The following is a 20,453-nucleotide window of genomic DNA, read 5'->3' as shown; positions in this document are numbered from 1 at the left end:
CCTCTCCTAGCCCCTTCGTGAAACAGTAATGGGCGGCATCAGATTCGATGAATTCGCCGACGCCGGTCACCTCGGGTAGGGCACCTACCCACGTATAGTTATACATACAAATATATAGATGCTAAAGTCGGCGCACAACGGTGATATCGGTGTGCGCCGCTGCGGGGGATGCTCCGCATGTGATGCGAAGGGAATGGAGGTGGTCAAGTACATGAGTGCGAGTCGGCACTCGCGAACAGACCTCGGGTTGTTGTGTGCGGAAGTCAGTGGGCGGCTGCGTGTAAAGGCTCCGACGGGACCGTATTGGCCCATTCAGAACTACGAAGGGTTGGAGCAGCGCTTGCGCCGGGAGAAGTTTCTGCGTACCCACGGTTGCGCCGCATCGCGGTACACCTCTGCTTCGGCGATCGCCGAAGCAGCAAACGATGTCGTACGTAAGCCACCCGACGTCGAAGACGCTGCGCTGCTGGCGCGCAACAATGCGACGATCGCCGAAAGCGATTCGAATTCTGCTGCTCTGCAGTGCCATGGCGGAATTGAGCTCACCTGGGAATACGGCCTTCAGAAGTGGCTGAGGCGTGGCATGGCGTTGAAGCTGGCCTACAGCCGCCGCCGCCGAAGCGCGCTGCTGGCTGATCGTTCGGTCCTGCGAGACTAGGGGTTGACCATGACATCAACACGCGTCTTTATCGCTGGTGCCTATGAGCACCCGGCGCGGGTGCTTCCCGACACCTCTCTCAGCCAGATACACGCCGAAGTCGCGCTCGGCGCGCTCGCCGACGCCGGCCTGACGCTCGCGGATGTCGATGGATATCTCTGCGGGACAAACGCTCCTGGTTTCGGGGCCCTCTCAATGGTCGATTACCTTGGCCTTAATCCCAGCTATGTCGACACGACGGAGACCGGCGGTTCCTCCTACATGGTGTATTTGGGACATGCAGCTTCGGCAATCGCAGCGGGCAAGTGCGACGTCGCCCTGATCACTCTGGCAGGCCGTCCGCGCCAGATTGCGGAGGGCGGATTCCGGTTCTGGCCCGATGCGCCGGAGTATTCATTCGAGGATATTTACGGAACGCCGAACGTGGTCTCGTATGCGTTGGCGGCGAAGCGCCATATGTACGAGTTTGGCACCACCAACGAACAGCTGGCCATGGTGAAGGTGACTGCCTCGCAGCACGCAAAACATAATCCGCATGCTTTCTTGCGCAACGAGACAACGGTTGATCAGGTGCTCGCCTCGCCGATGGTCAGTGATCCCTTGCATCGGGACGACTGTTGCGTGATCACCGACGGCGGCGGCGCACTCGTCGTAGTCTCTGCCGCCGTGGCCAAGGAGCTGCCGCGGCACTGTATCAGGATCATGGGCCAGGGAGAGGCCATCAAGCATCCATGCGGTGGGGCCGTCGACTTGACCTACAGCGGGGCCGTCTGGTCGGGTGCTCGTGCATACGCTGAGGCCGGTGTCACCGCAGCCGACATCGACTACGCCTCGATATACGACTCGTTCACCATCACCGTGGTCGAGACAATCGAAGACCTCGGTTTCTGCGCGAAGGGCGACGGTGGGCCTTTCGTTGGCTCGGGAGCACTGCGCGCGCCTGACGGCGCCATACCGTTCAACACCGACGGCGGAGGGCTGTGCAACAACCATCCCGGAAATCGCGGAGGTATGACCAAAATCATCGAGGCCGTGCGCCAGTTGCGCAATGAAGCACATCCCGCCGTCCAGGTTCGCGACTGTGAGATCGCCCTGGCGCATGGCACGGGTGGGCTATTGGGGAGCCGAATGGGCAGCGCGACAGTCATCCTCGGGCGGGAGGACGCGTGACCGCATCGCTCCCGACCCCCGAGCCGATCATCACGCCAGAGACAGCGCCGATGTGGTCCGGTGCCAACGAAGGCCGCTTGGTCCTACCACAGTGCGACCATTGCCATCGCTACATCTGGTATCCACGAGCTATCTGCGGTCACTGCTCCGCGATGGAGCTCACATGGCGTGCGGTAAGTGGTAAGGGAACGGTGTACAGCTACACCGTCGTGCGGCGCGGAATAGGGGACTACCGCGCATGTACACCGTACGTGGTCGCCTATGTAGAGCTCGACGAGGGACCGCGAATGATGACGAATCTCGTCGACTGCGATATCGACGAGATCGCGATCGGGGTTCCCGTCGAAGTGGTCTTTCATAAGGCTGAAAGCGGCCAGGCCCTTCCCCGTTTCCGGCCAGCGCGGACTGCCTTGTGAGCTTGCAGATGCTTATCCGCGACGACAGGCGCGCGCAATGACGCAGCGGTTCGGACGAATTGGCGGTAACGGACCGCTGCGTGGCATCCGAGTCATCGACTGTTCGACGACGCTGATGGGGCCTTATGCAACGCAACTCATGGCACAGCTCGGCGCGGAGGTTATCAAGATCGAACAACCTGGTGGCGATATCACCCGCAGCATCGGCGAACGTGATGGTGACAAGCTAGGTCCCATCTACTTAAACCTCAATCGTGGAAAGAGCAGCGTTGTCCTCGACCTTCGTCAATCAGACCAGTATCAGGCCTTTCTTGACTACGTAGCCCAATGCGACGTCCTGCTCCACAACAAGCCGCCAGCGACCGCGCGACGTCTGCGCATTGATTATGACTCCCTGCTAGGAGTCAACGACCGGATGATCTATTGTGCAGTACAGGGATTCGGTTCGAACGGACCCTACCGTGATCTCCCCGCATATGACGACATCATTCAAGCCGCCAGCGGAATGGCAGCCGTGCAAGGCGGCCCTGGCGGAAAGCCAGAATATGTCCGCGCCCCGATCGCGGACAAAGTATGTGCACTCTTTGCGCTCAGCTCGGTCTGTGCTGCCTTGTATGCACGCGATCATGGCGCGGGCGGTCAAGCGATCGAGGTGCCAATGTTCGAATGTATGACCTCGTTCGTATTGACCGAAGCCCAGGGAGATTGGGTTTTCTCGCCTCCGCGCGGAGAACCAGGCTACGCACGTATCAATTCACCGCATCGTAAGCCCTTCGAGACCGCCGATGGCACGATCGCTGTCATGCCTAACACCGACGCGCATTGGCGGGCATTTTTCAAAGTCGTCGGAGCCGAACAGATGTCTGAGGACCCGCGCTATTGCGACATCGATGCGCGTACGCGAAATATCGATTCACTGTATGCATTCCTTGCCCAGGAGCTGAGGTCACGTCCTACCGGAGAGTGGTTGGTGGCACTGAAAGAGTCCGGGATACCGGTGATGCCTGTGCTGACCGTTCCACGACTGTTCGACAATGAACATCTCAGGGCTGCAGCGTTATTCGAAACAGTGAAGCATCCTGTTGCGGGGTCGTTACGCCAAGCTCGAATGCCGGTCACCTTCTCAAGGACGGCTTGCGTCGACGTAGCCCCTGCGCCTGTCCTCGGCGCCGACAGCGACCAAGACGACCAAAGCCGCCATGACACTAAAGAGAAAGAAACTCCGTGATCGCGACGGCTTTCATCGCTGCTTCGGGATCGAGCACCTGATCCTGTGCGGCCGGCACCGCCGAACTACTTGCAGCCGTCGCCAACGCGGGTGCTTTAGGATTCGTCGTCGCCTTTGACCTATCAGTAAGGTCACGGGCGCGAACAACCTTTTGGCCAAAACCTCGGGGTGGGTGCGTATCTCGGCATTACGCAGGCTCTAGTTCCCTAACCTCTTGATTGAGCTGCAGAACGCGTTCTGCGAGATAGGCAGGTATCGTAGTGTCAACCCTCGGTAGAAGCGAACCGCGGCCACCTTAAGCCGCCGCTGCTTTTCAAGGATGTGTTGGACGCAAACGATTCCACGAAGCCGTCGCTATCGTCGAGTATTGAAGCGTTGTAGCCGGGACGGGGCCGGCGCGTACTGGATAGGTGGCCTATTAGGCTCATCATCAGCTCGTGCGTTGCATTCTTGTAAGAATCAGCCGAATCGGACGGCGATGATCAGATGACTGAAAGCGTTGCATCCCAGGAAAATCCAATGTTGCTGGCTGCCTGCGTATTCGATACGTGCATATACCAACGGTGAGGAGCGGGTTTGTCCGCTGAGTTTAGGTGTGTCTAAGGTCGTCCGGGTTGCCCGGATCTGCTCGGCGAGGGTGTCTGCGCGCCGGCGTGTCGGGCGGTTTCGGTGATTAGGCCAAGATAGATGAAGCGCAGGCTCAACGGCGCCGACGAGGCTGTGCTGGGCGGTGTCGTCGAGGTCGTGGCGAGCTGCGATGTCATCTGACGTTGCGCATGCGGCGACCTACCCGGACCACAACTTGGTCCAGTGTCTCGTGATTGGCGACGTGGCAACTGGCGTCACCAGCGGCGGCTTGGCCGGCGCACTCCGCTGATCGACGCGCACGAGCGCGGTGCAGGCGAGCTGCACGGTAGACCACGGGCGCAGCTGACATCGATCGACGAACTTCTCAGCGTCGGCCACGGCGCGTGCTGACATCTTGGTGGGCGATGTCGACGAGCCGATCTCGAGCAAGTCTGTTCTAAAGAGAAATACATATAGCGATATTGCCATCCGGCCATCGAAGCTCGCAGGGCGATCACTAGGCTTGGAGTGTGACCGATCTCGTTCTCATGAACGTCGACGACCACGTCGCGCTCATCACCGTCAACGACCCCGGGCGCCGCAACGCCGTCACCGCCGAGATGTCCGCTTGTTTGCGCGCGGCGGTGTCCGCCGCCGAGGCTGACCCCAACGTGCACGCCGTCATCGTGACCGGCGCGGGTAAGGCGTTCTGCGCCGGCGCCGACCTCACCGCTCTCGGGGCCGCGACCGAAGGCGGACTGCGCGTGATCTACGACGGCTTCCTCGCCGTCGCACAGTGCACACTGCCGACCATCGCCGCGGTGAACGGCGCTGCAGTTGGGGCCGGACTAAACCTGGCGCTTGCCGCCGACGTCCGCATCGTCGGACCCCACGCGCTCTTCGACCCCCGCTTCCAGAAGCTGGGCATCCACCCCGGCGGTGGTGCTACCTGGATGCTGCAACGCGCCGTCGGCCCCCAAGCGGCCCGCGCGTCCCTGCTGTTCGGTATGCGGTTCGACGCCGAGACGGCGGTCAAATACGGCCTGGCACTCGAGGTTGCAGATGACGCCGTCGCTGGAGCTCGCGCCCTGGCCGCAGGCCCCGCCTCCGCTCCACGTGACGTCGTGCTGGCAACCAAGGCCTCGATGCGTGCCACCGCGAACCCCGGCATGGTGGACCTCGAACAACACGCGCTCGCCGTCGACATCGAGATCGTCCCGCAGTCGAGGTCCATCGAATCCCCCGAGTTCGCCGCTCGATTGGCTGCTGCCCAGCGCCGTTCGGGTCGCACCCGCAGCTGACAATCGGGCGTCCGTCCACGGCACCGGCGGTCGATTACCGTTCGTCGGTCACCGGACGAGGCGGAAGAATCCGCGCACCTGTTCCACCAGTGATTCCGGCTGTTCGAGTGCGGCGAAATGGCCACCACGCGAAAGCTCCTCGAACCAGCGGAGGTCGGTGAACCGCTGCTCGGCCTGCCGTCGTGACGCTCGGTAGATGTCGCGCGGGTAGACGGACAGACCGCACGGTACGGTGACTTCGTCCCGGACTCCGGCGTAGCCCTCCCAGTACAGTCGCGCCGACGATGTGGCCGACGCGGTGAACCAGTAGACAGAGACCTCGTCAATGATCTGCTGCCGCGACACGGCGTCTTCCGGGTGCCCGTCGTTGTCCGTCCAGGCCCAAAACTTCTCCGCGATCCAGGCGGCCTGGCCGGCCGGGGAGTCGGTGAGGCCGTAACCGAGTGTCTGCGGCCGCGTCGCCTGCTGCGCCGAGTAACCTTGCTCGGTGCGCTGAAATACCTTCTGAGCCTCCATGTTCGCGAGCTCGGCGGGTGTCGGGTCAGTCGGTGCGCTCGCCGGCGCGGTCGCCATGTTGAGGTGCAGTCCCACCACCCGCTCCGGTGCGACCGCGCCCAAGGCGGTGGACACCGCAGAACCCCAGTCCCCGCCTTGGGCTCCGTACTGCTCGTAACCCAGCGACGTCATCAACATGTCCCAGGCACGGGCGGTGCGTTCGACGCTCCAGCCTGTCGTCGACGGCTTGTCACTCCACCCGTACCCCGGTAACGACGGCGCGACGACGTGAAAGGCGTCTGCCGGATTCCCGCCGTGGGCGCGCGGATCGCTCAGTGGTCGCAGAATTTCGAGGAACTCAAGCACCGAACCTGGCCATCCGTGCGTCAACACCAACGGCAGGGCGTCCGGCTCCGGCGAACGGACGTGCAGGAAGTGGATGCCGAGCCCGTCGACCGTCTCGCGGTACTGCGGGAAGACGTTGACTCGATCGGCGAAGCCGAAGTCGTAGTCTTCGGCCCAGCTGCGACAGAGCTCCTGCGCGTACGTAAGAGGCAGACCCTGTGACCAGTCGCCGACCGTTTCGGGCTCGGGCCACCGCGTCCGCCGCAGCCGTTCACGAAGGTCCTCGATCTCGGCTTCGGTGATGCTCACCCGGAACGGCTTAACGGCCACCGCGGCTCTCCCTCCAGTGTCGTGCTCGCTGGTCGTGCCAAGGGCACACTGCTTCGAGGCCGGCTAAGCCTTGGGGCCGCCCGCGACGTAGAGCACCTGGCCGGAAATGAAGCTGGCCCCCTCGCTGACGAAGAACGAGACCGCCTCAGCGATGTCCTCCGGCACTCCGGCACGGTTGACCGGGATCGCCTTAATGCGGGCCGCGAGGTACATGTCCCACTCCTCGCCGACGCGCTCCGCGGTCCCGCGGGTCATGTCGCTGATGATGAAGCCCGGCGCTACGCAGTTGGCGGTGATGCCGAACTTACCCAGTTCTATGGCGAGCGTCTTGGTCATGCCTTGGATTCCGGCCTTGGCCGTTGAGTAGTTCGTCTGTCCGCGATTGCCGAGCGCCGCCGTACTGGACAGGTTGACGATGCGCCCCCAGCCTTCGTCGACCATGTGCTTCTGCACCGCGCGGGCCATCAGGAACGATCCGCGGAGGTGCACTCCGACTACGGAATCCCAATCGGAGTCCGTCATCTTGAACAGGAGATTGTCGCGCGTGATCCCGGCATTGTTAATGAGGATGGTCGGCCGACCCAGCTGTTCGGCGGCATGGGCGACCGCGTAAGCGACGTCGTCGGCGTCGGAGACGTCAGCGCCGACGCCGATCGCGGAGCCACCTGCAGAGCGGATCGCGCCGACAGTGCTCTCGGTCGCCCGCTCTTCCAGGTCGAGCACTGCAACCGCGGTGCCCTCCGACGCGAGCCGCTGGGCGATCGCGGCGCCGATACCCCGCGCGGCACCGGTGACGATGGCGGTGCGAGTTGCAGTTTTCATCGAATCCTCCCTTTCCGGCGCCGATTGTTCGGTTCGGCCGTGTAACAAGTATGGGCTGGAATTATCAGTTAAACATATAATCCATTTGAATTTTTAAGGGATGCCCACTACCTACACAAACCAGAGAACGGAGAACGGAGATGGTGCACGGTGTATCGATCAACCTGACGGGGAAGGTCGCCCTTGTCACCGGCGGCGGATACGGAATGGGCAGGGCAACGGCGCTGAGGTTCGCTGAATCGGGTGCCGCGGTCGTCGTCGCCGACGTCGATTCCGTCACCGGATCGGACACCGTACGCATGATCGAGAGTGCGGGCGGGGCGGCGGCCTTCGCCCACGTGAATGTCGGAACGCCTCAGGGAGCGCAGGAAATGGTCGACGTTGTGCGCAGGACGTACGGGGGCCTCGACTTCGCACACAACAACGCGGGAATCGTCATGCCCGCCAAACGTTTTGAGGACTATCCCGAGGAGGCCTGGGAAGACGTCATCCGAACCAATCTGACCGGTGTCTTCTTGTCGATGAAATACGAGATCCCCGTGATCGCCGAGCGCGGCGGCGGGGCGATCATCAACGTCGCCTCCGAGTCGACGTACAAAGGCAACGTGGCAGACCTCGGCTATACGGCCAGCAAGCACGGCGTCGTGGGGTTGACGACCGTGGCCGCGCTGCAGTGCATCAGCCGCAACATTAGGGTCAATGCGGTGTCACCCGGCAACGTCGACACCGGCATCATCGAGCGGGCACGTCTCCATGTCGACGAGACGACGATGCATCAGATCGAAAAGGCGCAACCCATCGGCAGGCTCAGCCGCCCCGAGGAGATCGCTGAGATCGTCGTATGGCTGTGCACGGACAGCGCCGTGCTGGTCAACGGCGCTAAAATCGCGGCGGACACCGGTTGGCACGTGTCGTGATCACTGCGGCTCCGGCATGACCTTGCCTGGAACCAGATCGATTTCGGGCAATGCCGCGCCGGTGGCCGACAGAGAGGCCAACCTCATCGGCAAAGCAAGGGAAGTTCTTCAATCCACAAGATCGACAGGTTGCCGAAAATCACTGAAATACCCGAATGTGCGCGGCGCTCGCGCTGGCTCGTGAAGACGGAAAGGCGGCCGGGACGATCAACGAGACCGCGTCGAAAAACGTAAATAGGGTTTCTTCACGTGTTCCTTCGGAATCTCGGGTGCAGGCCGGAATGTGCAGAATGCGTAGAACAGCCGTTTACACGGGTGCGATCATTGTCAGATAACTCGAGCAGGCGAGGTCTCGGCTCATTAGCGGAAATAACGCTGTCTCCTGTCGTGGTTGCCGGGCTATTCGGTGTCGTATCCGGGGTGGGCGACGGTCAACCGACGTCGGACCAGTGTGCGCAGGCCGGCGATGACGTCATCGGCGCGCCCGTCCAACTCGCCCGCCCGTATCGCGGCGGCCAGCGCCTGCTCGTCGGGCAGGCCCAGGCCGGCCAGTGCGGCGTGGGATTCCGCCTCGCTTTCGTCGAGCAGTTCGCGCTCGACGATGCGCAGCGCGTTGGCGGCGACTCTGGCGTGGAAGTTGACCTGCCCGCTGGTCGCCTCCCGGACGTCGGTCTCCAGGAATTCGGCGACGGCGGCGACGAGTTCGGCGGCCAGCGGGCGACCGTACGCGCCGATCATGGGCGGGTCTCCTCGAGCAGATTGAGCAGGTCCCATTCGGTCTCGGCGACGCGACGGCCGATGGTCGCCAACTCCACCGAGCGGTTCTGGCCGCTGAGGTGCCGCTCCGCCTGGTAGCGGCAGATGACGCCCCAGCGCAGCGTGGCCAGCACCAGCCACCAGTGAAACGCCACCCGATCGACGCTAGTGGCGCCGGCCTCCTCGTAATCGCGCAGGAAACGCTCGATGCTGCCCAGGCCGCCGGCGCCCAGGCTGGCCGGCGCACCGAACCGCCAGGCCCGGATGCAGAACCAGGCCAGGTCGTCGTACACCTCGCCGAGGTGGACCAGCTCCCAATCCAGGACGGCGGCAAGGTCGGCCCCGTCGACGATCAGGTTTCCCATCCGGTAATCGCCGTGCACCAGAACCTGCGCCGACGGCGCGGGCCGGTGGGCGTCCAGCCAGCGAAACGCCCATTCGAAGGTGGCGGTGGTGTCGTCCATGGCGTCGAGCCGTTCGCGCCACTGCGTCAGTTGGTCCTCGTGGGCCAGACCGGGAAGTTGCGGGTCGGCCCGGTGGATGGCGGCCAGGGCCTGGGCACACTGTCGCAGCAGCCCGGCGCGCGCCGCCTGCCCACGGGCCGCGTCGAGCTGACGCTGGATCCGCCGAACGATGGTCTCGCCCTTGATCTCATCGCAGATCAGGAACGGATTGCCCAGTGCCGCAGGCGAATCGTGGGCGACCAGGACGTGGGGGACGGGCGCGCCCGCGGCTGCGGCCGCCGCCTGGGCGCGGGCCTCGAGCTCCATGCCGGCGTGCACGTCGTCGGGTGGCCCGATGCGCAGGATCAGCGGCTGGCGTTGATCGCCGGTGACGGCTTCGAAGGCCCACGTGGTGCGGCTGGCGCCGCCGGTCAGCGCGCGCAGGTTCTCGATCGTGGTGCCGGTGCCCAGGATCGGCGCCAGCACCGTGCTCAATTTCGGAGCCAACTCCTGATCGGCACTCACTGCTTGCCAAACTTGAACAGCCGCTGCGCCACCCGGCGAATCTGGATCTCTTCGGCGCCCTCGGTGATCCGGTAGCGACGGTGGTGGCGGTAGATGTGCTCGAACTGTTCGTGCCGGCTGTAACCGAGACCGCCGTAGATCTGCATGGCCCGGTCCGCGGCGTCGCAGACCAGCCGGTTGGCGCGATAGTTCGCCATCGACACCTTGTCCGAGACCTCCATGTGGTGGTTGCGGTCCAGGTGCCAGGCCGCGTATTGCACCAGCAGCCGCACCATCTGGGCCTCGGTCTGCAGTTCGGCCAGCGGCCACTGCACGGCCTGGTTGACCGACAGCGGCTTACCGAAAACGGTCCGCTTGCCGGCATACTCGGCGGCCCGGTCGATGCAGTACTGGGCGGCGCCGAGACTGCTTGCGGCCTGCCGGATTCGGTTCTCGTGCAGGAACGTCTGCGCGACCTCGAGGCCGCGGTCCACCTCGCCGAGCACCGCGTCGGCGGGCACGCGCACATCGGTCAACTCGACTTCGCCGTGGTCGGTCGGCATGTTGAACGTCCACCAGTAGTAGGGGACGTTGAAGCCCGGGGTGTCGGTGGGCACCAGGAACGCGGTGATGCCGCGGGCCTGGCCCGCTTCACCGGAGGTGCGGGCGAAGATCAGGTCGTGCGTGGCGCGGTGCACTCCGGTGTTGAACCGCTTGGAGCCGTTGATCACCCAGCCGTCGCCGTCGGGTTGGGCGCTGGTCTCCAGCCACGTCGCGTCCGAGCCGTGCTGCGGTTCGGTCAGGCCGAACGCCATGGACCGTTCCCGGTGATCAGCGCTTCGGACCAGAGCTTGCGCTGCTCCTCGGTCCCGAAGCGCTCCATCATGATCACTTGCGGGAAATTCCCGACGATCGACGACTCGTTCTGCAGGTCGTTGTGCAGGCCAAGGCCCTGACGTTGTCCGTCAGCTCGCCGAGAAGCCAATCCGACACTGCGCGCATAAGGCCCTCTTTCGACCCGAAATGGTGTATGACGAGTGCTGGTGACACGCCGGCCGTTCTCGCGGTTTCGCGAATAGTCAGTGACTGCGGACCGTCGCGCGCGATGAGCCGCATCGCGGTCGCTCTTATCCGGGCCTTCCTGGTCAAGTCACGTTCGTCGATTTGCTTCACTGTCCTGCCACCCCATGCCGGACGCTTTTGAACATCTGTTCAGGATACTAAACGGTGCTTGAGGTCACAATTAGTGCTCTGGCAGAGTCCGGTCACATCGAAGCGTCGCAGGAGATCCATCGCGACCCCAATTCCGGACTGTCCTGGAGGAGTGATTGTGCCGCTGCAAGAACACCATCAGATCGTCTCCGTGGATGACCACCTCATCGAACACCCGAGAGTGTGGCAAGACAGGGTCCCGGCGAAATTTAGAGAGCAAGCCCCTCGGATAGTCGAGGTCAACGACAATCATATGTGGACCTATGAAGGCAATATGTCGCCTACCATCGGGCTTAACGCTGTGGCAGGCAAACCACCGGAACAGTGGGGAGTCGATCCCATTCGCTACGAGGACATGATCCCCGGCTGTTACGACCCTGTCGCTCGAGTAGCCGACATGGACCTTGACGGCGTTCAGTCCGCTCTGTGTTTCCCCTCCTTTCCGGGCTTCGCGGGAAGTGTGTTCTTCAAGAGCAAAGATAAGGATTTGGCTCTGAGCTGTGTCAAGGCATGGAACGATTTTCATATCGACGAGTGGTGTGCGTCGGCCCCAAAGCGGTTCGTCCCTTTGGCGATCCTCCCCTTCTGGGATATCGACGCCACCGCCGAAGAAGCGCGACGGGTGATTGCAAAAGGCGCGCGAAGCTTATCATTTCCCGACAGCCCAACTCCCTTAGGTCTGCCAACGTTTTTTACGCGGCACTGGGATCCGTTATGGCAGATTTGCTCCGAAGCATCCGTACCAGTCTCGCTGCACTTTGGCTCGGGGACGTTCGTGCCAGGCTTCGCTTATTCCACGAGCAGCCCCGGCAACGACATGGTGCTAGACAGCGCGCCTTTTCTTGTGCCGATCACCCTCTTCGCAAGCAACCTGATGTGGACATCCATCGAGCTGATCTTCTCCGGGGCCCTACAACGTTTCCCTCAACTTCAGTTTTCTCTTTCCGAAGGGGGTATCGGGTGGATTCCGTATCTACTCGAGCGCGCGGATAAGTCGTGGAGGGGACACCGGCACTACCAGGACGTCGATCGCAACACACCACCGAGCGAGTTGTTCCGGCGACACTTTTGGGGGTGCTTCATCGACGATGAGCATGGGCTGGCAAATCGCTATGCCGTGGGAGTGAACAGGATTACCCTCGAGATTGATTATCCGCACTCGGATACGAACTGGCCTAACAGTCGCAAACGGGCCGCAGAGTTCCTCGCGGACGTGCCCGATGACGAAGCCCAGCTAATTGCCGAAGATAATGCAAGACGGATGCTTAATTTTCCCAGGACTTCGTAAACCAGCCAATCTCCGGTTTTCATTAGGGTGTTTTTGGTCAAGGCAATCAGGGGAGATTAAAGCCGACATGTTCATGAGCGACGGCAGCCTAGGCACGATCCGGACAGTAGGTACTTTCATGTGGGCACCGCCAGGAGAAGTTCAGGGCCAGCGGTGTGTGCGGTAGCGCGATGTCCAACTTTGCCTGGTCAACGGGCGCGGCGTGCCGGCGGCAGACGCCTGCGGATCGCGAAGCTTACCTCATCGTCAAATCGATTGTTTCCCAACAAATCTCAAGGAGAGATTCTTGACCGACATCGCCAAGTCCAAAGACGAGCTGTTCGCTGATTTCGACCACCATTCGTCGCGGTTTCGCGATGCCGTGCACGGAACATTTTCGGCCATGCGAGCGGTCTGCCCAGTTATCCACTCCGACCAATACGGCGGGTTCTGGTCTCTTGTTGATTACGCTTCAGTGTTCGAGGCTGCACGCGACTACGACACTTTCAACTCGTTCCCGTGGTCCGGGGTACCCAACAGTACTGCTCCTTACCCGATTATCCCCCTCGAGTCCGATCCTCCGCTTACTGGGAAACTCCGACAGGTCACCATCAAGCATTTCTCTCCTCAAGCCGCCGAGCGGTTGCGTCCCCGCACCCGCGACGCGGTCGCGGCTTACATCGACGACTTCATTGAAGAAGGTGAATGCGACATTGTCGGGCAACTGACCACACCGCTGCCTGCTCGAACCATCTTGCACCTCCTAGGGTTTGACGATTCGCACGTAGCGAGGACGGTGGATCTCATCCATGCCTTTGTGCACGATCGCACGAACGATGAAGATAGGGCCCTCGCTGCCACTGCCGAACTGTTCGATGGCATCCAGACGGAGTTGGTCCGGCGTCGCGGAGCGAGCGATCTGGGCAACGACATGTTCGGCGCAATTCTCAAGGGGACGATCGATGACCGGCCGCTGGAAGATAGCGAAATCCTCATGTACACGATTCAAATACTGCTGGGCGGTATGGACACCACTAGTGGACTTACCGGCAACTGCCTTCTGTATCTGGCTGACCATCCAGACGTACGCCAGCGGTTGATCGATAATCCGAGCCTGCTTGCCAGTGTCACCGATGAGTTCCTGCGGCATTCCTCACCGGTGGTCGGCTTGGCTCGGACCGTTGCCCGCGAAGTCAACTTTCACGGAGCCCGCCTGAGCACCGGCGATCGCATCATACTGATGTGGGCAGCGGCGAACCGTGATCCCGCGGTTTTCTCCGAGCCGGACAATATCGACCTCGATCGGAAGAACATGAAGCGCCACATGAGTTTTGGCGTCGGCGTGCATAGATGCCTGGGATCCCACCTTGCCAAGATGATGTTCCAGGAGATGATGGCAGCAGTGCTGACGCGGCTGCCCGACTTCAAATTGAACGGGGAGCCCGTATTGTTCGCCGACGCGGGCGAGGTCCACGCCGTGCGGAAGCTACCGATTGCGTTCACGCCCGGACCCAGGCGCACGAGCGATCCGCCGCCTGACTCGTAAGATCTTCGAGGGCCCCGCGATGAACTCCAAATATCAAGTGCTAGAGCATATCTACTAATACCGAGCAATCGATGCGAGATCTTGTATCCGGTGGTCGGCTGCATTGCAAGAATGGCCGGAGGTCGGCGCACTCGGGAGGGTCAGTCGAAATGGCTCGCGGACCCCTAGCATCGGCGCGTCATCCTCTGCGACTCGCAGTCTGCAGCCAGCGGTTCGAAGGGTGTTCAGAAGTCCGAAAAGTAATTGCAGGCAATGCACCCCATTGCCTGCACATTTCAACACCGGCAACTGGGTAGTTGCAAGGGAGCCGTCCGATGCCAGTAGACGTAGTTATCGGTCATACCGGGGCAGTTGGTAACGCCGTCGTGCGAATGCTTGTGCAAAGCAGCACCTTTCGCATCGTTGGCGCGCTTGCGCACGCTGACGAGAAAGTCGGTCGAGACGTCGGAGAGATCGCCGGCATCGGCCCTATCGGAGTTGCGGCTACCCGCGACCTCGATGAGCTCGTTGCACTCGAAGCCGACTGTCTCACCTGGCACGGCCTGGTCTGGAATCCGCGCGAGATCGCCCGGTTCCTGGAAGCTGGCACCAACGTGTACTCCGGATACGGCGGCTGGTATCCACTCGGAAATCCCGACGACCAGATCCTCGAAGCGGCTTGTGAGGCTGGCACGACTACTTATGTTGCGGGAGGCAATATCCCAGGTCTCATCAGCGATGTGCTTCCGCTGTTCGTCAGCGGCTTCTCCACCAATGTGCGCCAGTTGCGGGCCCGTCAAAGCAACTACGTGGCCGGATACCCCTCATCGCAACAACTCACTTTAGGGCTTGGGATCGGCGTTTCGCCGGACACTGCGGCCACCGAAACGGCGGCGGCCGACTCACAGATGACGTGGGCTGTCGAGCAATCAGCAGCGATGGTCGCGGCTGGATTAGCGGTCAAGTTAACGAAGTTTGAGTTGACCAGCAAGGAATACGCCAACACACCCGACGATCTCGTCCTGAAGCCCAGCGGGCTGACGGTGCAGGCTGGCACACCAGCTGGCGTTCGATGGAAGTGGACTGCATTCCATGGGGACCAGGCATTCTTTGAAGTGACGAATGAACAGACGGTACGCCTTGGACTCGCGTATGGATGGCGTCAACGCCTCGATGAGCCAAACTGGACAGTTGACCTTCGGGGTGAACCAGACGCACAGTGCACCTTTTCCCTGCCAGGACTGCGCGATGGAGTGATCGCTCCGGTGAGTGTTCTCAACGCCGCGCGGGCCGTTAATTTCTTGCCCCTGGTCGTTGCGGCCAAGCCCGGAATCAAAACCGTCCTCGATCTTCCCGCACCTAGTGGGCGCCTCACGTCGACTACGGACCACCATGACGGAAAGGCGGAGTAGCTGATGACGTCCGAACATCAAAGCCGCGAAACTGGAAGGCGCTCATGAGACTTCAAGGTAAGGTGGCAATGGTCACCGGGGGCACGGCAGGCATCGGAGCCGACATCGTCACGATGATGGCAACCGAAGGCGCGTCGGTAGGGTTCACTGGGCGCAACTCCGGCCGCGGGACGAGCCTGGAAACTAAACTGCGCGCCAAAGGACTCTCGGTCCGTTACATACAAGCCGACAACGGGGACGAGGCAGCGGTCTCGCAGGCGGTAGAGGTGATCGTAGAGGCCTTCGGATCGCTGACGATCCTCGTCAACAACGCCGCCGCCACGGAGGTCACCCTCAGCGGGGCAGATAACCATGTCGACGAAATCACCAACGAGGATTGGGATCACATCTTCAAATCCGCGTTGTATGGAGCGCTGTGGTCGAGCAAGTACGCAATCCCGCATATGCGGAACGCCGGCAAAGGTTCAATCGTCAACATTTCCGCCTCATCCAGCAAACGGTCGTTAAAGGGTCGGCCCGCGTACCAAACGTCGAAGGGCGCGATTAACTCGCTCACCCGCCAGATGGCAGTAGATTACGGAGCGGAAGGCATACGGTCCAACGCGATCATCGTCGGGTTCATCAACAGCGGTGGTCCGGTGATGCAGAAACTTCTCGCCGACGATGAGTACATGTCGGTTATCAACGGGATGCTCGTGTTGCCCTACATCGGTCAGCCATCCGACATCTCGTATGCAGCCGTATACCTGGCCTCTGATGAGTCAAAATACGTTACCGGCAGTCAAATCACGGTGGACGGCGGCGCTCTCTGCTATCAACCGGTCATTCCGCGTTGGGCCACAGCGGAAGCCGTTTCACCATGACCGCCTCATCACTCGACGCAGCCTCACGAACTTTTGACCGCCACTACATCGGTGGCGTATGGACACGCGCCCGGTCATCGAGCATGTTCGTCGCGATCAATCCCGCGACAGAAGAACCGATCGGGGCAGTGCCCGCCGCAGATGCGGCCGTCGCGGAATTCGCTATCACGGCCGCACGCCAAGCATTCGACGAAGGACCTTGGCCGCACACGACGCCTCAGGAGCGAGCTTCAGTTCTTCGAGCGATGGCAACAATTATGCGCCGCCGGCAACGCGAGTTGGTCGAGCTGGACATAGCTGAGACTGGTCGAGCGCGTTACCTGGCGGAAAGTATTTTTGTCGATACTCCGATCAGCCATTGGGAGGATATGGCTAATCGTGTGCTGCCTACTTTTGCCTTCGCAGAGCCCCAAGAGCCATTCATCTCTGCGGGCGGAATTGGACAGGGAGTCGTTCGCCAACAGCCTTATGGCGTCGCGGTTCTCGTCACTCCGTTCAACGCACCCTTCTTCCTCGGTGCCATCAAGTCGGCTGCAGCGCTCGCGGCGGGCTGTACCGTCGTATTGAAGCCGTCACCTCTCACTCCGATATCGAGCTTTCTACTCGCCGAAATCGCAGACGAAGTCGGGCTGCCACCGGGCGTCTTCAACGTGATCTGTGGCGACGTCGACGCCGCACAAGTGCTTACAGCACACGAATCCGTCGATATCGTCAGCTTCACCGGCTCCGGTGAAGTTGGTAAAAGTATCTATTCTCAAGCGGCTCCGACTGTGAAAAAGTTGATTTTGGAACTTGGTGGCAAATCGGCCAACATCGTCTGTGAAGATGCGGACCTGACGAAAGTTGTCCCCGACGTACTGGCGAATCTCACTGTCAACTGCGGACAGGGCTGCGCCCTCATGACCCGCACCGTGGTCCACGAATCGGTCTACGATGACTTAGTCGCAGCACTGCTGACCACGGTAAAGGATGTCAGCATTGGAGATCCAAACGATCCAGCGATCATGATGGGTCCGCTGATCAGCGACCAGCACCGTGAGCGAGTCGAGCGACTCATTGCCAAAGGAGTTGACGAGGGCGCCACGTTGGCTTTCGGCGGCAGACGTCCGCAAAAACCGAATCGGGGGTTCTTCCTGGAACCCGCCGTATTCATCGACGTCGAAAACTCGATGTCCGTTGCTCGGGAAGAGATCTTTGGACCCGTCACCGCGGTGATCAAGTTCAGCAATGACGACGAGGCAATCCGCCTCGCCAACGACAGCGCCTACGGCCTAGCAGGTGGTGTGTGGTCGCGAGATACGTTTCGTGCCTACACAATCGGAACCCGATTGCGCGTCGGCTACGTATCAATCAACGGCGGACACTCCGGCTTAAGTCCACACTCTGCCTTCGGCGGATTCAAGGCCAGTGGTTTCGGCCGGGAGTGGGGTAGTTATGGGCTGAGTGAATTTCTCCAAACCACGACGCTTGCCTGGCCGATGGCGAGCGGATAGTCGCTCCTAGCGATGCTAACGACACTGACACAACTGATTTCGGCACGTCGGTTCAATATCCCCCGTCGCGGTGAGCGTCGCCTAGAGGTGTTGCCAGTCGCTACCTGCGGCCAAGCGGCACCGCGTTGTGGAACGCTCATCATCAAACCAAGGTGCCCCGGACGTTTAAGGACAAGAATGTGGGACCGCTAGAAGGTCGCGTAGTTTTCATCACTGGCGCGGCGCGCGGCCAAGGACGTTCACACGCGGTGACGTTCGCCGAATGCGGCGCGGACATCGTCGGGGTGGATATCTGCGAAGACGTGGCCGCGGTGCCATATCACCTCGGCACCGCTGAGGAGCTCGCAGAGACCTCACGGCTGGTCGAAAAGGCCGGCAAATCCATGTTGGCGCATAAAGCCGATGTCCGTGATATGGGATCCCTCCAAGCGGCCTTCGACGCTGGAGTCGAACGCTTCGGAAGTATTGACACTGTTGTCGCCAACGCCGGCGTCGTGACATGTGATCTCGATGAGAAGGACCCCGGAACATCGCTGCGCACCGGCATCGACATCAACTTGATCGGGGTGTGGAACACGTTCCATATCGCAATCCCCCATTTAAGAGGGCGCGGTCAGGGCGGGAATCTCGTTGCCACCTCTTCCATGGCAGCACTGCTGGACCTCACCGACGGCAGCGGTGGATCCGACGGCTACAACCTGTCAAAGCTTGCGGTTACGGGCTTGGTCAAGGCGTACGCCAATCTCCTTGCGCCCGATGGCATCAGGGTAAACGGAGTAGCGCCCACCAACTGCGACACGCCGATGGTCACACAAAATCCCTCGTTGTTGAGGGTTGTGGAGACGAACCCGAATCTGGTCAACGCAATGCAGACCGCTCTACCCGACTTTCCGATGGTGCAACCCCGCGACGTGACAAACGCGATTCTATTCCTCATTACGGAGGCGGGGCGCACGTTCACGGGCAGCATCCTGAAAGTCGATGCGGGAATGGACATCCGGCGGTAATCGTCCAGTACTTAAAGAAAGGTGCACCGTGATCCTCTCGGAGAAGAAAGCCGAGGTGCGCAAGATTCTGGACCACCAGCGCGCATCCAACAACGAAGTTGGGATGTTTGGCACCAACGGCAAGAATCATTCTGGTCACCTGTCGGTGATACGGCACGCCCAAGCTGAGAACGATTTTGTCACGGTCTTTTGGGGGGGTGCACTCAAGCTCGATTGGGGCGACGGGGCAATGTTGGACTACGACCGGAACCTCGGCGAGGATGCCGCCCTCTTTGAAGCCGCCGGTGTTGACCTACTCTTCGTACCGAAACGTGACGACATGTTCCCCCGACGGACGGTAACGGTCATCGATATGCCCGAAATGTTCGCGCGCATCGACGGCATGCCGGAACGGCGGGGGATGGAATTGGTCGTCACGATGTTCGCTACTTTCATGATCATCGTTGGGCCCAGCAGGGTGTACTCAGGTGAGAAGGACTGGCCACAGCTTGCTATGTTTCGACAGATGGCCGAGGATCTGCAACTTCCTGCTCGGTTGGTGAGCTGTCCGATAGAGCGGGAAGACGACGGGCTCGCGATATCAAGCCGCAACGCTCAGCTCACTCCTTCTCAGCGGATAGCCGCGCCCGTTCTGTACAGGGGTCTATCTGCGGGTGTTGCGGCAATTTCAGAAGGGGAGCGATCCGCCCGACCCGTGATCGACCTCGTCACATCGCTAATTGCCAAAGAAGCGGAAGCGGACTATGTCACGATCGTTGACGCGGACACTCTGGAGCCTCGCGAGGTCCTTTCCGGTAATCTGCGGTTGCTCGGATCGGCGAAACTAGGCGAAATATCGATAGTTGATAATTTGGGCGTCTCAGTAAACGGCGACGTTGTAGCCTGACGGCTCCATATACCAAATGGTGCGGCGCTAGCGAACTTCCGTCGCCGGGGAGTTAAGAGTTGTCTCGAGTTTCACGCCACGTTCGGTAGTAGGCGTGCTTGGACGATGGTTTTTTTAATGTGAATGTTGATGGTATGTAATGCTTTTCGCAAAAATGGCGGAGCGAGGGCTGGTCGGCTGCAAGAAGTGAACGCTCAGACGGTCATGGCCCCATTGGTGTAGAAGGCCGCGAATCCCTAACCCCTCAATGGTGGGGGTTAGGGATTCCTACACGTGAAGCGGGTGACGATTCCGTTGCGCAATCGGGCCGAAAGTCATCGACGCCGTTGTGGCGGGGTAGACGTTCGTCGTAACGCGCAACGGCCAACCGGTGGCCGAACTTCGCCCGCTACGGCGCGTGCCCCAGAGATTTATTGGTCGAGATGAAGTCGAGCATCTGGCCAGCGCGGCGATGCGCATCGATCACCGCCGGTTTCGCGACGATCTCGACCACTCAATTGATCGAGGGCCGCCGAGCTGGCCGCCGGCCCCTTACTGGCCCCCACACCGGTCGAAGCAGCCACGCGCCAGGCACGGGTTTGCAAGAAGTCGAATCACGACTTGAGCCGCTGCCCTTAGGAAGACTCAGCGGTGCGCAGTTACGCACTTGTCGTGGCCGCGGTCGCCACCACCGGACGGACACCGCGAAGCAGGTTCGCTGATCTGTTGATCGCCGCGACGTCCGTTGCGGGCGTCATGGCGGCGCGGCGTCAGGAATTTGTTCCGGCTGGCGAATCGGACGCGATGGACAAGTCCGCCTCGCACGGAGCCCAAAGTCCTTCCCGGCTAGTGCCGTC

18 protein-coding genes and 1 pseudogene are annotated in these 20,453 nt (G+C 61.2%); 13 read left to right on the top strand and 6 right to left on the bottom strand.

Features of this window, described 5'->3' with window-relative positions; all coding sequences use genetic code 11:
• Nucleotides 1-193 precede the first annotated feature (193 nt).
• The 5 genes from ACYQ8K_RS10695 (at nt 194) to ACYQ8K_RS10675 (ending at nt 5,340) form a co-directional block, all read left to right on the top strand.
• Nucleotides 194-658 (top strand): hypothetical protein, encoded by a 465-nt coding sequence (locus ACYQ8K_RS10695; protein WP_459968670.1) that lies wholly within the window; start codon nt 194-196, stop codon nt 656-658.
• A gap of 9 nt (nt 659-667) precedes the next feature.
• A complete protein-coding gene (locus ACYQ8K_RS10690; protein ID WP_459968668.1) occupies nt 668-1,828 on the top strand; it encodes a thiolase domain-containing protein in 1,161 nt (386 codons plus the stop codon).
• Nucleotides 1,825-2,244 (top strand): Zn-ribbon domain-containing OB-fold protein, encoded by a 420-nt coding sequence (locus ACYQ8K_RS10685; protein WP_459968666.1) that lies wholly within the window; start codon nt 1,825-1,827, stop codon nt 2,242-2,244. The genes ACYQ8K_RS10690 and ACYQ8K_RS10685 overlap by 4 nt, the downstream gene beginning before the upstream one ends.
• Nucleotides 2,245-2,281: 37 nt before the next feature.
• Nucleotides 2,282-3,472, top strand: a complete 1,191-nt coding sequence (locus tag ACYQ8K_RS10680) for a CaiB/BaiF CoA transferase family protein (protein ID WP_459968664.1) — start codon at nt 2,282-2,284, stop codon at nt 3,470-3,472.
• A 1,097-nt stretch (nt 3,473-4,569) separates the two neighbouring features.
• Entirely contained in the window at nt 4,570-5,340 is a 771-nt protein-coding gene (locus ACYQ8K_RS10675) for an enoyl-CoA hydratase (RefSeq protein ID WP_459968662.1), read from the top strand.
• Nucleotides 5,341-5,388: 48 nt separating this feature from the next.
• Here ACYQ8K_RS10675 and ACYQ8K_RS10670 read toward each other — a convergent pair whose 3' ends face one another.
• Nucleotides 5,389-6,510 carry an epoxide hydrolase family protein gene (locus tag ACYQ8K_RS10670; RefSeq protein WP_459968660.1) on the bottom strand — a complete coding sequence of 374 codons (1,122 nt, stop codon included), beginning with the start codon at nt 6,508-6,510 and terminating at the stop codon, nt 5,389-5,391.
• A gap of 63 nt (nt 6,511-6,573) precedes the next feature.
• Nucleotides 6,574-7,332: a 3-oxoacyl-ACP reductase FabG gene (gene fabG / locus ACYQ8K_RS10665; protein ID WP_459968658.1), complete on the bottom strand. Its 759-nt coding sequence runs from the start codon at nt 7,330-7,332 to the stop codon at nt 6,574-6,576.
• A gap of 140 nt (nt 7,333-7,472) precedes the next feature.
• On the opposite strand from fabG, the gene ACYQ8K_RS10660 reads away from it, so the two are divergent.
• Entirely contained in the window at nt 7,473-8,249 is a 777-nt protein-coding gene (locus tag ACYQ8K_RS10660) for an SDR family NAD(P)-dependent oxidoreductase (protein WP_459968656.1), read from the top strand.
• A gap of 399 nt (nt 8,250-8,648) precedes the next feature.
• Here the strand turns inward: ACYQ8K_RS10660 and ACYQ8K_RS10655 are convergent, their stop codons facing one another.
• The 4 genes and pseudogenes from ACYQ8K_RS10655 to ACYQ8K_RS10640 form a co-directional block, all read right to left on the bottom strand.
• The gene (locus ACYQ8K_RS10655; RefSeq protein WP_459968654.1) at nt 8,649-8,987 is read right to left on the bottom strand and encodes a DUF6285 domain-containing protein; all 339 of its coding nucleotides are present in this window, start codon (nt 8,985-8,987) and stop codon (nt 8,649-8,651) included.
• Nucleotides 8,984-9,973 carry a phosphotransferase family protein gene (locus ACYQ8K_RS10650; RefSeq protein WP_459968653.1) on the bottom strand — a complete coding sequence of 330 codons (990 nt, stop codon included), beginning with the start codon at nt 9,971-9,973 and terminating at the stop codon, nt 8,984-8,986. Before ACYQ8K_RS10650 ends, ACYQ8K_RS10655 begins: the two co-directional genes overlap by 4 nt.
• A pseudogene (locus ACYQ8K_RS10645) lies at nt 9,970-10,907 on the bottom strand (acyl-CoA dehydrogenase); the annotation flags it as partial. The pseudogene ACYQ8K_RS10645 and the gene ACYQ8K_RS10650, both read right to left, overlap by 4 nt.
• Nucleotides 10,841-11,125 carry a TetR/AcrR family transcriptional regulator gene (locus tag ACYQ8K_RS10640; RefSeq protein WP_459968651.1) on the bottom strand — a complete coding sequence of 95 codons (285 nt, stop codon included), beginning with the start codon at nt 11,123-11,125 and terminating at the stop codon, nt 10,841-10,843. The gene ACYQ8K_RS10640 and the pseudogene ACYQ8K_RS10645, both read right to left, overlap by 67 nt.
• Before the next feature lie 157 nt (nt 11,126-11,282).
• Here ACYQ8K_RS10640 and ACYQ8K_RS10635 point away from each other — a divergent pair, with 157 nt between their 5' ends.
• The 7 genes from ACYQ8K_RS10635 (at nt 11,283) to ACYQ8K_RS10605 (ending at nt 19,617) form a co-directional block, all read left to right on the top strand.
• Entirely contained in the window at nt 11,283-12,452 is a 1,170-nt protein-coding gene (locus ACYQ8K_RS10635; RefSeq protein ID WP_459968650.1) for an amidohydrolase family protein, read from the top strand.
• A 286-nt stretch (nt 12,453-12,738) separates the two neighbouring features.
• Nucleotides 12,739-13,977: a cytochrome P450 gene (locus tag ACYQ8K_RS10630; RefSeq protein WP_459968648.1), complete on the top strand. Its 1,239-nt coding sequence runs from the start codon at nt 12,739-12,741 to the stop codon at nt 13,975-13,977.
• Between the two features lie 314 nt (nt 13,978-14,291).
• On the top strand, nt 14,292-15,368 hold the full coding sequence (locus tag ACYQ8K_RS10625; protein ID WP_459968646.1) for a dihydrodipicolinate reductase: 1,077 nt from the start codon (nt 14,292-14,294) through the stop codon (nt 15,366-15,368).
• Nucleotides 15,369-15,436: 68 nt separating this feature from the next.
• On the top strand, nt 15,437-16,231 hold the full coding sequence (locus ACYQ8K_RS10620; RefSeq protein WP_459968712.1) for an SDR family NAD(P)-dependent oxidoreductase: 795 nt from the start codon (nt 15,437-15,439) through the stop codon (nt 16,229-16,231).
• Nucleotides 16,228-17,724, top strand: coding sequence for an aldehyde dehydrogenase family protein (locus tag ACYQ8K_RS10615; protein ID WP_459968644.1), 1,497 nt, complete (start codon nt 16,228-16,230; stop codon nt 17,722-17,724). Before ACYQ8K_RS10620 ends, ACYQ8K_RS10615 begins: the two co-directional genes overlap by 4 nt.
• Nucleotides 17,725-17,903: 179 nt before the next feature.
• Entirely contained in the window at nt 17,904-18,731 is an 828-nt protein-coding gene (locus ACYQ8K_RS10610; protein WP_459968642.1) for a mycofactocin-coupled SDR family oxidoreductase, read from the top strand.
• Between the two features lie 28 nt (nt 18,732-18,759).
• A complete protein-coding gene (locus ACYQ8K_RS10605) occupies nt 18,760-19,617 on the top strand; it encodes a pantoate--beta-alanine ligase (RefSeq protein ID WP_459968640.1) in 858 nt (285 codons plus the stop codon).
• Nucleotides 19,618-20,453: the final 836 nt, after the last annotated feature.

This window comes from Mycobacterium sp. MUNTM1, from assembly GCF_054660795.1.
This window is presented reverse-complemented; position numbering and strand designations above follow the sequence as displayed.